13 protein-coding genes and 1 riboswitch are annotated in these 12,694 nt (G+C 50.6%); of the genes, 12 read left to right on the top strand and 1 reads right to left on the bottom strand.

The window, feature by feature from the left end; translation table 11 throughout:
* Positions 1-22 precede the first annotated feature (22 nt).
* Positions 23-850: an undecaprenyl-diphosphatase UppP gene (gene uppP / locus BLV22_RS03530; protein ID WP_091611344.1), complete on the bottom strand. Its 828-nt coding sequence runs from the start codon at positions 848-850 to the stop codon at positions 23-25.
* Positions 851-1,005: 155 nt separating this feature from the next.
* On the opposite strand from uppP, the gene BLV22_RS03525 reads away from it, so the two are divergent.
* The 12 genes from BLV22_RS03525 to BLV22_RS03470 all read left to right on the top strand — a co-directional run bounded on the left by BLV22_RS03525 (position 1,006) and on the right by BLV22_RS03470 (position 12,688).
* Positions 1,006-1,545 (top strand): NUDIX hydrolase, encoded by a 540-nt coding sequence (locus BLV22_RS03525; RefSeq protein ID WP_091611341.1) that lies wholly within the window; start codon positions 1,006-1,008, stop codon positions 1,543-1,545.
* A gap of 225 nt (positions 1,546-1,770) precedes the next feature.
* Positions 1,771-2,259: a ferric iron uptake transcriptional regulator gene (fur, locus tag BLV22_RS03520; RefSeq protein WP_022792325.1), complete on the top strand. Its 489-nt coding sequence runs from the start codon at positions 1,771-1,773 to the stop codon at positions 2,257-2,259.
* Positions 2,260-2,414: 155 nt separating this feature from the next.
* Positions 2,415-3,302 (top strand): site-specific tyrosine recombinase XerD, encoded by an 888-nt coding sequence (xerD, locus tag BLV22_RS03515; protein ID WP_091611338.1) that lies wholly within the window; start codon positions 2,415-2,417, stop codon positions 3,300-3,302.
* 19 nt (positions 3,303-3,321) lie between these two features.
* A complete protein-coding gene (gene deoB / locus BLV22_RS03510; RefSeq protein WP_091611335.1) occupies positions 3,322-4,515 on the top strand; it encodes a phosphopentomutase in 1,194 nt (397 codons plus the stop codon).
* On the top strand, positions 4,508-5,350 hold the full coding sequence (locus BLV22_RS03505; protein WP_425433778.1) for a purine-nucleoside phosphorylase: 843 nt from the start codon (positions 4,508-4,510) through the stop codon (positions 5,348-5,350). Before deoB ends, BLV22_RS03505 begins: the two co-directional genes overlap by 8 nt.
* Positions 5,351-6,166, top strand: coding sequence for a purine-nucleoside phosphorylase (locus BLV22_RS03500; protein ID WP_091611332.1), 816 nt, complete (start codon positions 5,351-5,353; stop codon positions 6,164-6,166).
* A 29-nt stretch (positions 6,167-6,195) separates the two neighbouring features.
* Positions 6,196-7,497 (top strand): pyrimidine-nucleoside phosphorylase, encoded by a 1,302-nt coding sequence (locus tag BLV22_RS03495; RefSeq protein ID WP_091611330.1) that lies wholly within the window; start codon positions 6,196-6,198, stop codon positions 7,495-7,497.
* Between the two features lie 93 nt (positions 7,498-7,590).
* Complete coding sequence (gene lysA / locus BLV22_RS03490; protein WP_091611328.1) at positions 7,591-8,916, top strand: diaminopimelate decarboxylase; 1,326 nt, start codon at positions 7,591-7,593, stop codon at positions 8,914-8,916.
* 16 nt (positions 8,917-8,932) lie between these two features.
* Complete coding sequence (locus BLV22_RS03485) at positions 8,933-9,370, top strand: peptidylprolyl isomerase (protein ID WP_091611325.1); 438 nt, start codon at positions 8,933-8,935, stop codon at positions 9,368-9,370.
* Positions 9,371-9,444: 74 nt separating this feature from the next.
* A riboswitch (FMN riboswitch) is annotated at positions 9,445-9,594 on the top strand.
* 168 nt (positions 9,595-9,762) lie between these two features.
* Entirely contained in the window at positions 9,763-10,845 is a 1,083-nt protein-coding gene (gene ribD / locus BLV22_RS03480) for a bifunctional diaminohydroxyphosphoribosylaminopyrimidine deaminase/5-amino-6-(5-phosphoribosylamino)uracil reductase RibD (RefSeq protein ID WP_091611323.1), read from the top strand.
* Positions 10,846-10,849: 4 nt separating this feature from the next.
* Complete coding sequence (locus BLV22_RS03475) at positions 10,850-11,449, top strand: riboflavin synthase (protein ID WP_091611320.1); 600 nt, start codon at positions 10,850-10,852, stop codon at positions 11,447-11,449.
* 30 nt (positions 11,450-11,479) lie between these two features.
* Positions 11,480-12,688, top strand: coding sequence for a bifunctional 3,4-dihydroxy-2-butanone-4-phosphate synthase/GTP cyclohydrolase II (locus BLV22_RS03470; protein ID WP_091611318.1), 1,209 nt, complete (start codon positions 11,480-11,482; stop codon positions 12,686-12,688).
* Positions 12,689-12,694: the final 6 nt, after the last annotated feature.

The following is a 12,694-nucleotide window of genomic DNA, read 5'->3' as shown; positions in this document are numbered from 1 at the left end:
ATTTTTATGTTATAAATTGTTATTAGCCTACAGTAGTGCCCGGATCGAGAAATAAAATAGTCACAAGCGCAAGCAGAAAGCAGTAGATCGCAAAGTAGGTGAGCTTTCCTTTATTCAGGAAGTTAATCAGCCAGACGATGCCGAGCCATGAAGTGATCAGCGAGGCGATGAATGCAGCAATAAGCGATACTGCTCCAATTGACGCAAGGCTGCCGTCCGTAATATCGCCGAGAGCGAGAACGGTGGACCCTAAAATGACAGGGATCGAAAGCAGAAATGAAAACCTGACCGATGTTTCTCGGTCGAGGCCGGAAAACAAAGCGGCAATCAGTGTGCTTCCGGATCTCGAAATGCCTGGAATGACAGCCACCGTCTGCGCGAGCCCGACAATGACCGCATCGAGCGTCGTCATTTCATTAACCGTACGGCTGCCAATTGTGTAGGCCCGCTCGATGATGATGAGAAAAATGCCGGTAAGAGTGAGTGATACAGCGATCATCACTGGTGTTTTCAGGGCGCTGCCAAGAGAATCTTCAAGGAAAACACCAAGAATGCCGGTAATAACGGTTGCAAGTACTATGTACAAACAAAGGAAAAACTCTGGGCGGTCCTCCCGGCGCCGTTTGGCGATGTACCGGAAAAATACCTGAATCAGATGAATAATGTCTTTGCGGAAATAAAAAATTACGGCTACGATTGATCCCAGGTGCAGAAAAATTTCAAATGAGAGGCCGGGGATCGAATGGCCGAGGAGAAATTCTGCGATGATGATATGGGCGGTACTTGAAATCGGCAGGAATTCTGCAATTCCCTGGACGATTCCTAGAAATATAGCTTCAAAAATATTCATGGGGTCCAACTCCTCCATCAGATTACTTGGACAGTGTAGCAAATCTGGTGATAATTAGGAAGAGTGAAAATAAGCAAATGACTATTCTCACAGACAGTTAAAGACTGGTAAACTAAAACGAATGAATCATATTTGATGCAGAAAGGACGTTAACGATGGATTTTACGGAAAAAACAACGAAGAAGGAAACGATATTTGAAGGGAAAATTGTCGATTTATCAGTGCATGACGTAACGCTTCCGGACGGGAGGAGCAGCAAACGGGAAGTGATTAATCACAGCGGAGCAGTCGCCGTGGTGGCGGTCACGCCGGAAGGGAAAATAGTTATGGTGAAGCAGTACCGGAAGCCGCTCGAAAAGCCGCTGGTGGAAATACCGGCCGGAAAACTCGAAGGCACCGACAGCCCGGAAGAAACAGCGGCCCGGGAATTAAAAGAAGAAACCGGGTACACGGCAGGGCGCCTGCAGAAAATTGCTTCATTTTATACATCTCCCGGATTTGCAGACGAAATCGTGCATCTGTACGAGGCGTTTGAACTGAAGGCCGGCGAACCGGAAACCGAAGAGGATGAATTTATTGAATTGATGGAGGTAAGCGTGAAGGAAGCAGATGAATTGATCCAGAGAGAAGAAATTCATGACGCTAAAACCATGTATGCGGTGCAGTATGTAAAAACTATTCCCGGCCAGCGGTAATTGAGATTGAATATCGTCATTTTTCTGTCACATAAGGGTTTCGTTGATAATCAGTGCCCCAATTACTGAGATTGCGGGACAAATAAGGTTTATATGCAATTTTCATGCCAAATTATTTATAATGATTTTAAACTGAGAATGGTTATCGGTTTTATATTGACAGCCTTATTTAAAATTATTATAATAAGTTTATTACCCTTGAAGGAATAAGGGAGGTAGCGATAATTGGAAAATCGGGTAGAACGTATTAAAAAACAGCTGCATGAACAAAGCTACAAGCTGACCCCTCAAAGGGAAGCGACTGTACAGGTGCTTTTGGAAAATGAAGAAGATCATTTAAGTGCAGAAGATGTGTACCTTCTGGTGAAGGAAAAAGCACCGGAGATTGGTCTTGCCACCGTGTACAGAACACTGGAATTACTTAATGAACTTGAAGTCGTGGACAAAATCAACTTCGGTGATGGAGTTTCACGGTATGACCTGCGAAAAGAAGGAGCCAGCCACTCCCATCACCACCTCGTCTGCATTGAATGCGGAACAGTTGATGAGATCCAGGAGGACCTGCTTGCAGAGGTCGAAAAGATTGTAGAAAAAGACTATCAGTTTAAAGTAAAAGATCATCGTTTAACGTTCCACGGTGTCTGCCACCGCTGTCAGGCGAAGGCAAAAAAGAACGAAGAAAGTGCGGAGGCTGCTTCGCTGCACACGAATTAACATATGCACGGGCATCGTCTTTTAACAAAGAGCGGTGCTTTTTTTATTATGCGTCAGAATGAAAGCGGTATATTTACTGGTGTATTCGCCCTTCCCTAGTAATAAGCGACTATGCTATTCTTAGAAGGGAAGATTGGGAAGCAGGAGGCGGTCGTATGACCACGGAGGTACTGGATTTTATACATTATTGCCAAGTTGAAAAGGGCCTCTCCAAAAACACGATTCAGTCGTATCAAAGAGACCTGGAACACTATAGAAAATTTATGCAGCTTCGACAGAAGGAATCATGGGCGGACACCGAACGTGCGGATATCGTGGATTTTTTGTATGCTCAAAAAGAAGCCGGGCGCTCTACAGCTACGCTGGCGCGCTTTTTGTCTTCGGTGCGTGCGTTCCACCAGTTTCTTCTGCGTGAACAGGTGGTAAAAAAGGATCCTGCGGAATTGATTGAGATTCCGAAAGGGGAAAAGAAGCTTCCGACCGTGCTGTCCACTCAGGAAGTTGAGCGGCTGCTCACAGCAGCCGAAGGAACGACGGCCTTTGCAAAACGGAATCAGGCGATGCTTGAATGCATGTACGCTACCGGTCTGCGGGTAACTGAGCTGTGTGAATTGAAAATGTCTGATGTGCATCTGCAGATGGGATTTATCCGCTGTGTCGGCAAAGGTAACAAAGAACGGATCGTCCCACTTGGGAAAGTGGCTTCCGAGGCTATCGAGACGTACATACATCACGGACGCAGTACCCTGATGAAAAACAAACGTCATGAGCTGTTATTTGTTAATCATCACGGCAATCCGCTTTCGAGGCAGGGTTTTTGGAAAATATTAAAAGCCACAGCAGGCAAAGCAGGGATAGAAAAAGCATTAACACCGCATACCCTGAGGCATTCCTTTGCCACCCATCTGCTTGAAAACGGGGCAGATCTGCGGGCGGTCCAGGAGATGCTCGGGCACGCCGATATTTCCACCACCCAGATTTATACCCATGTATCCAACCACAAATTAAAAGATGTATACCTGCAGGCTCATCCAAGAGCATAGCAGAAAAGGAGAGAGAGCAATGGAAAACTACAAGTATCCACGCGTTTTTTTAGTTGTTATGGATTCTGTCGGCATCGGCGAAGCTCCTGACGCCGAAGAGTACGGGGATAAAGGGGCTGACACGCTCGGTCATATCGCCCAGCATATGAACGGAATCAAGATCCCCAACCTTGAAAGGATGGGCCTTGGGAACATCAGGGAAATCCCGGGCGTAGAGGCATCAGCGTCACCAATCGCTTCGTATGGTTATATGGAAGAAATGTCGCGAAGCAAAGATACGATGACAGGCCACTGGGAAATCATGGGCCTCTATATCGACGAGCCGTTCCGCACATTTCCGGATGGCTTTCCAGATGAGCTTTTACAGCAGCTCGAACAGGAAACCGGACGGGGTGTTCTCGGAAACAAAGTAGCTTCGGGTACAGAGATCATTGAAGAACTCGGCGAAGAGCACCAGAAAACCGGCAAGCTGATCGTATACACATCGGCGGATTCGGTGCTTCAAATCGCCGCCCATGAGGATGAGGTGCCAATAGAAGAGCTGTATGACATCTGCGAAAAAGCCCGGGCGATGACGTACGAAGCGCCGTATATGATCGGGCGCGTAATTGCACGTCCATTTAAAGGGTCCCCTGGAAACTACGAACGGACGTCCAACCGCCACGACTACGCGCTTAAGCCGTTTGGCCGAACGGTCATGAATGACCTTGAAGATGCTGGGCTTGACAGCATTGCTATCGGAAAAATCAGCGATATTTATGACGGCGAAGGGGTGACGGAATCGATTCGGACATCCTCCAACATGGACGGCATGGACCGTGTGACGGAGACGGCGCAGAAATCCTTTACGGGCCTCAGCTTTTTAAACCTGGTGGACTTTGACGCTAAGTTCGGCCACCGGCGTGACCCACAGGGATACGGGGAGGCGCTCGAGGAGTTTGATGCCCGGCTTCCGGAGCTGCTCGAAGCAATGCATGAGAATGACCTTCTGCTTATTACTGCTGACCACGGAAATGATCCCGTCCATCACGGTACCGATCATACCCGTGAAATCGTGCCGCTGCTTGCCTACAGTAAAAGCACCGGACCAGCGCCGCTTGGCACTCGGAAAACATTTGCCGATATCGGTGCCACGGTAGCGGATAATTTCCGTCTATCCATGCCGAAGTACGGCACAAGCTTTTTACAGCAATTAAAAAGGAAGGGTGAATAACTTGAGTATCCAGCAGCAAACCAAAGAAGCAGTTCAATACATTCAGTCCAATATCTCTGTCGTCCCGTCGACCGGGCTCGTGCTCGGTTCCGGTCTTGGGGTCCTGGCCGATGAGATTAAAAGCCCAGTCGTCCTAAAATATGAAGACATCCCCGGCTTTCCTGTTTCTACGGTGGAGGGCCACGCGGGCCAGCTTGTATTCGGTGAGCTTGAAGGCATGCAGGTGGCGGCGATGCAGGGACGTTTTCATTACTATGAAGGGTATTCCCTCCAGGAAGTGACGTTTCCAATCCGCGTCATGAACGCACTCGGAGTCAAGCGGCTTCTTGTCACTAACGCTGCGGGCGGCGTGAACCATGACTTTGAACCGGGTGATTTAATGATTATTGATGATCACATCAACTGGCTCGGCGCTAACCCGCTCATCGGAGAAAACGATGCAGAGCTCGGTCCCCGTTTTCCGGATATGAGTTCAGCGTATTCGAAAGGACTCGCCAAAATTGCTGACGAGGCGGCGCTTTCGCTGAACATTCGTATTCAGCGCGGTACGTACATGGCAAATACCGGCCCGGCCTATGAAACCCCGGCAGAGGTACGAATGGCACGTGTGCTGGGGGCAGACGCCGTCGGTATGTCCACGGTACCGGAAGTGATCGTTGCCGTTCACGGGGGCATGGAAGTGCTCGGTATTTCCTGCATTTCAAACCTGGCTGCGGGCATACTTGACCAGCCGTTAAGCCACGATGAAGTCATGGATACCACATCAAAGGTCCAGGAAGATTTCTTGAGATTAATGAAAGAAACCCTTCGGCGGATCGCACGGGAGGATGCCTGAATGGATGCAGTAAAAATACAGGAAGCAAAGGATTATATCCAGTCGAAATACAGCGCAGCGCCTGGGGTCGGCATGATTCTTGGCTCCGGGCTCGGCGACCTGGCTGACGATATTGAAGCGGGCACCGTGATTCCGTATGAAGACATTCCGCATTTTCCTGTTTCTACGGTGGAAGGTCATGCCGGGCGTCTTGTACTCGGTGAGCTTGAAGGAAAAACAGTTGTAGCGATGCAGGGCCGTTTTCACTACTATGAAGGCTATTCGATGCAGGAGGTGACGTTCCCGGTCCGGGTAATGAAAGCGCTCGGCGCCGAGTTTTTATTTGTCACCAATGCGTGCGGGGGGATGCAGTCGTCGTTCCGGCCGGGAGACTTAATGGTTATTGAAGACCATATAAACTTTACCGGAACCAATCCGCTGATCGGACCGAACGACAGCGATCTCGGCCCTCGTTTTCCCGATATGAGCCAGGCGTATGATCCAGTACTCCGTGGTAAAGCGTTCCAGGCTGCTGAAACGCTTGAAATTGACTTGAAGCGTGGCGTCTACGGCGGCATCGGCGGCCCGAACTTTCTGAGCCGGGCAGAGTTAATTCTGCTTCGGAATGTCGGAGCTGATGTGGTGGGCATGTCCACGGTGCCGGAAGTAATTGTGGCCCAGCATGCCGGGCTGCGGGTTCTCGGTGTTTCGTGCATTACTGATATGGCCATCGGCGAAGAAATCGTCAGCATTTCCCACGAGGAAGTGATGGAGACGGCGGCTAAAACCAAACCGATTTTCATCTCTTTAATGAAAGAAATCGTTAAAAATACGTAATCAACAGTACTGTGTAAAGGGGCCATACTATGAGAATGGTGGATATTATTGCAAAGAAGCGTGACGGAAAAGAACTGAGTGAAGAAGAAATCCGTTGGTTTGTGGAGTCTTACAGCAACGGCGAGGTGCCGGATTACCAGGCATCGGCGTTTGCGATGGCGATTTACTTTCAGGATATGACCCAGAAGGAATCCGCCGCGCTCACTTACGCGATGGCAGAGTCCGGCGATCAGCTCGACCTGTCGGCGATCGAAGGGATCAAAGTGGACAAGCACTCCACCGGAGGCGTCGGCGACAAAACGACGCTGATAATCGGACCGATTGTAGCAGCATGCGGTGTTCCTGTAGCGAAGATGTCCGGACGCGGGCTCGGGCACACCGGCGGCACGATCGATAAGCTCGAAAGCTTCCGTGGATTTGAAACAGAGATTCCGAAGGAAGAGTTCGTCAATCTTGTTAATGAACACAAAATTGCTGTCGCAGGCCAGAGCGGCAATCTCACCCCGGCAGACAAAAAGTTGTATGCGCTCCGGGACGTGACAGCAACCGTAAACTCGATTCCGCTGATTGCAAGCTCGGTGATGAGTAAAAAAATCGCTGCCGGCGCAGATGCGATCGTGCTTGATGTAAAGGCAGGCTCGGGTGCCTTTATGAAAGAAGTAGAGGAAGCCAAGCGTCTGGCGGAAGCAATGGTGGAAATCGGCCAGTCCCTCGATCGTAAAACGATGGCGGTCATTTCCAATATGGATCAGCCGCTTGGCCGGACCGTCGGAAATGCACTCGAAGTAAAAGAAGCAATTGAAACACTGCAGGGCAACGGGCCGGAAGACCTTCACGAGCTGAGCGTCACGCTTTCTTCCTATATGCTTGTCGCCGGCGGCAAAGCCGACACGCTCGAGCAGGCAGAAAAAATGGTGCTTCAGGTGATTGAAAACGGGGACGCGCTTGAAAAAATGAAAGCATTTGTGAAAAATCAGCACGGTGACGCCTCCGCTGTGGATCACCCGGAGAGTCTTGCTGCTGCTGAGCACCGCGTAGAAGTGAAGGCGGACGCCTCCGGCTATGTGCACGGCATTGAAGCCGAAGAAATCGGCGTAAGTGCGATGCTTCTCGGAGCCGGACGGGCCACCAAGGACGATGTGCTTGATTACAGTGTAGGCATCGAACTGACGAAAAAAATCGGTGACCCTGTACAAAAAGGCGATACTATTGCGATCATGCATGTAAATGCTCAGGATAGCGCTGAAAGTGCCAGGAAAATTTCCGAAGCCTTTACGATTGCAGAAGCTGCAGTCGAAAAACCAGTCCTCATTTATGAAACCGTGCATTAATTGCGCGGTTTCTTTACTTGCATAAAGCTTTTGTCTTTTTCAGAAGCGTGCTAAAATAAACGAACTAGGAGGAGCAACGAAGGAGAGAATAATATGCAGCTTCATGGAACGCACCATATAAATGAACACGGCCACCTGGAGATTGGCGGGGTGGATACCGTTAACATAAAGCAGGAGTACGGAAGCCCGGTTTACGTCTACGACGTCGCTTTAATGCGTGAGCGGGCCCGGGGGTTTCAGCAGGCTTTTGAAGATAACGGGATGACGTACCAGGTTGCCTATGCGAGCAAGGCATTCAGCTGCGTCGCAATGTCACAGCTGGCGAAAGAAATGGGGCTCAGTCTGGATGTGGTTTCCGGAGGAGAGCTGATGACGGCATCAAAAGCCGGTTTTCCGATGGAAAAAGTTCATTTTCACGGTAACAATAAAAGCGAGGCAGAAATCGCCCTTGCCATTGAGCTTGGCATTGGCTGCTTTGTGATTGATAATTTTCATGAAATTCAATTGATTGAGCAGCAGGCGGCTAGGCAGCAGACATATGTGGAAGCGTTGATCCGGACGACTCCAGGCATCGAGGCGCACACACATGAATACATTTCCACCGGCCAGGAGGATTCAAAGTTCGGCTTTGACCTGACATCCGGACAGGCAGACCAGGCTATTTACCGCCTGCAGCAGAGTCTGTCCATCAACATTAAAGGCGTGCATTGCCATATCGGTTCGCAGATTTTTGAAACGAGCGGCTTTACTATGGCTATCAAAAAATTGTTTGACCAGTTTGTGCACTGGCAGGAGCATCTGCAGTTCACGCCGGAGGTGCTGAACTGCGGCGGTGGTTTTGGAATCCGCTATGTGGAAGGGGACGAACCACTCGCGCCGGAACAGTACGTCCAGGATATGATCCAGTCGGTCAAACAGGAAGCGCTCCGTACCGGCATGGACGTGCCGGAAATTTGGATTGAGCCAGGACGGTCCATCAGCGGCGATGCCGGCACGACGTTATATGACGTAGGATCGAAAAAAGATATTCCCGGCGTCCGCCGGTACATTTCGGTGGACGGCGGCATGTCCGACAATATCCGTCCGGCACTGTACCAGGCGGAGTACGAGGGGATTCTTGCCAATCGCGGCCATGAAAAAGCCGATGACACGTTTTCGGTCGCCGGCAAGCTCTGTGAGAGCGGCGATATGCTGATTTGGAATCTGCCGCTTCCGGAAGTGAAAACCAATGATACGCTGGCGGTTTTCTGTACGGGAGCCTACGGGTACTCCATGGCCAACAATTACAACCGCCTCCCGCGTCCGCCGGTCGTTTTCGCCGAAGACGGGGAATCGCACCTGGTAGTCCGCGGGGAAACGTACGAAGATATTCTTCAGTACGATCTTTCCTATGCGCCAGCAAAGGCAAAAACCAAATAAAAAGGGGTAGAGAGAAATGAAAAAAGGTAAAATCGCATTTGAAAATGGAGAAACAGTAACGTTGGAATTTTTCCCGGAGGACGCACCGGGCACAGTGAAAAACTTTGAAAGTCTGGCGAATGACGGCTTCTATGATGGCCTTACGTTCCACCGCGTCATCCCAGGCTTTGTTGCCCAGGGCGGATGCCCGAACAACCGCGGGGACGGCGGCCCAGGATATACGATCCCGTGTGAAACGGACGGGAACCCGCGCACCCACGAAAGAGGCTATCTGTCGATGGCGCACGCTGGAAAAGACACCGGCGGCAGCCAGTTCTTTATTCTGTTTGACCAGCAGCCGCACCTGAACGGCGTGCATACGGTATTTGGCCGTGTGACAGATAACATGGACCAGGTGGACCGTATCCAGGCGCAGGACGTAATGAAGGAAGTGCGGGTCTGGGACGAAGCATAAGCTGAATCTTTTGACGGATATATAAGAAAGTAATAAAATGTATTTTAACTTCATACGGTACGTTGATTGCAATCAACATCCTTCGGGGTCGGGTGAAAGTCCCAACCGACGGTGATAAAGCGAATGCTTTTCAGTCCGTGACCCGGTAAGCGCTGCAGGCGTGGACGGTGGATTCAGTGTAAGTCTGAAGCCGACAGTAACAGTCTGGATGGGAGAAGGAAAACCGTATTCGAAAAAATTCTGTTTTTCTGTCTGCAGCCGCAATGGCCGCTGAAGAGAACTGGAATATTATTTTGGATACGTATGTATAAAAGCCCCCGGATGTTCATTCGGGGGCTTTTTTTATTTCTTAATTAATAAAAACAAGTAAAAAATAAAGGAGGTCCGGCCATATGGATCATACTTGGATGCACACAGCACTTGAACTGGCACGCTCGACAGAAGGGCAGACTTACCCGAATCCAATGGTCGGTGCCGTTGTCGTTAAAAATGGCAGAATCGTGGGAATGGGGGCGCACCTTCGCTCTGGTGAAGCACATGCAGAAGTCCATGCGCTCGCGATGGCAGGAGACGAAGCAGAAGGAGCGTCGATCTACGTCACTCTCGAGCCCTGCAGCCATTACGGCCGCACGCCGCCGTGTGCCAAACAGATTATTGAAGCGGGCATTGCAAAAGTGGTAGTGGCAGCGTCAGACCCGAATCCGCTTGTAGCCGGCAAAGGCATACAGATGATGGAGGAAGCAGGCCTTGAAGTGGTGACCGGAGTGGGTGAGGAAGAAGCGGCATATTTAAACCGGAAATTTTTTCATTTTATTAAAACCGGACGCCCTTACGTGACGGCTAAAACAGCTTCTTCCCTTGACGGAAAGACTGCTACGGCCACAGGCGAAAGCCAGTGGATTACCGGAAAACCAGCCCGGGAGGACGTCCACCGGGAGAGACGCCGGTGCGATGGCATATTAGTCGGCATCGGAACTGTGCTGAGCGATGATCCGTCCCTTACGGCCCGGGTCCCGGAAACCGGAGTGACGCCGGCACGGATAGTACTTGACAGTGAGCTCCAGATGCCGGAAAACAGCCGGATGCTGAAAGACGACGCAGCTCCGGTCTACGTTTTGACGAACGGGCCGGCTGATGCTCAAAGGCAGCGCCGCCTGGAAGAAGCGGGGGCTGAAGTAGTTCCAGTCGCTTCCGGCGTGAAAAATATCTCCGCGGTGCTGGATGTGCTCGGAGAAAAGAAAATCGTTTCATTGTTTGTGGAAGGAGGGGCCGGCGTTCTCGGCTCTTTCCTGGAAGCTGAAGTGATTCAGGAATATTTAATGTATGTAGCGCCGATTGTGATTGGCGGGGAAAATGCACCCGGAGTATATCAGGGAAGCGGTGTTTCAGCGCTACAGAAAGCCAGGGCATTTTCATTGATGAAGGAAGAGACATTCGGGCAGGACCGAAAATATATACTGCAGGCCGGGGAGTGAAAGCATGTTTACGGGAATTGTAGAAGCGACAGGAACAGTGTCAAAAATGACGCATCAGGAAAATTTAATTCAGCTGGAGCTTGAGAGTGATCTGGATATGGATAGTATTCAAATTGGCGACAGCATCGCGGTAAATGGCATCTGCCTGACGGCGACGGCTAAAAACGGCCGGTGCGTCTACGTGGACGTGATGGCTGAAACGCTCAAGCATACGAGCCTGAAATACATGGAAGAAGGCACACGCGTAAACCTGGAGCTTGCGATGCAGGCCGGAGGACGATTTGGCGGGCATTTTGTCCAGGGACATGTGGATGCCACAGGAACCATTGCTTCCATTGAAGAGGAAGAAAACATGATTTACGTGCATGTACAGACACCAAAGGATCAGCTCCGCTACATGACCAATAAAGGATCGGTCACGGTCGATGGTATCAGCCTGACGATTTTCGGAGTGGACGATGAAAAAGAAACGTTTACCCTGTCGATTATTCCGCATACGTGGCAGGTAACCAACCTGGCAGAAAAACAGGCCGGCGATCTGGTTAATATTGAATGTGACATGCTTGCCAAATATACAGAACGTTTGTTGACTGTAGATAAATAAAACCTTTGCAAAGAAAGTAGGAACGATACCATGGAGGAACGACGCTGGTTTGACCCCATTGAAGAAGCGTTAGATGAACTGAGAAACGGGCAGGTTGTGATCGTCTGTGATGACGAAGACCGGGAAAACGAAGGAGATTTCGTCGCCCTGTCGGAAAACATTGATGCCCAGACAATTAACTTTATGATTACGCATGGCCGCGGGCTCGTCTGCACGCCGATTACAGAAGAGCAGGCCGGGCGTCTGCAGCTTCAGCCGATGGCTGATCAAAATACTGATCCGCACGGCACTGCTTTTACGGTGAGCGTCGACCATGTGTCGTCCAAAACTGGTATCAGTGCTTCCGAGCGGGCGCTGACAATTCAGCATCTTGCCAATCAGACCGCAGAACCGGGAGACTTTCAGCGTCCGGGCCATGTGTTTCCACTTATTGCAAAAGAAGGCGGAGTGCTGCAGCGGGCCGGTCATACAGAAGCCGCGATTGACCTTGCACGCCTGTCCGGAAAAACATCGTCAGGGACGATTTGTGAAATCACGAGAGAAGACGGGGAAATGGCCCGGGTGCCGGAGCTGCGCGAAATCGCTGACCGGTTCGGGTTGAAAATGGTAACGATCAAAGACTTAATCAGCTACCGCCGCCACCGCGAAAAACTCGTGAAGCGGGAGGCGGATACGAGCCTTCCAACCGAATTTGGTGACTTCCGTGCGCTCGGTTTCACTTCATCCATTGATGGGAAAGAGATGATGGCGCTTGTGAAAGGAAAGATCGATCCCGAGGAAGAAACACTGGTCCGGGTCCATTCGGAATGTCTGACCGGAGACGTCTTCGGTTCCAAGCGTTGTGACTGCGGGCCGCAGCTGCAGGCAGCGCTGATGCAGATCGAAAAAGAGGGCAAAGGCGTACTGCTTTATATGCGCCAGGAAGGACGCGGCATTGGCCTGATCAATAAATTAAAAGCGTATGAGTTGCAGGAAGCGGGCTACGATACGGTGGAAGCAAACAAAAAGCTCGGCTTTCCGGATGATCTGCGTGAATACGGGATTGGTGCCCAGGTGCTCCGCGACATCGGCGTAGGGAAAATGAAGCTGCTCACCAACAACCCGCGGAAAATAACGGGCATTTCCGGCTACGGCCTTGAAGTAACGCAGCGCATTGCGATACAGCTGCCGCTGCAGGAGGAAAACGAGAAATATATGCGTACGAAGTTCCAAAAACTAGGACACATGCTTCATTTTTAGGAGGAA

It is taken from the genome of Marinococcus luteus (assembly GCF_900106595.1).
In the GTDB taxonomy this organism is placed as follows: domain Bacteria; phylum Bacillota; class Bacilli; order Bacillales; family Marinococcaceae; genus Marinococcus; species Marinococcus luteus.
The sequence above is the reverse complement of the archived record's forward strand: the minus strand, read 5'-3'. Positions and strand labels throughout refer to the sequence as shown.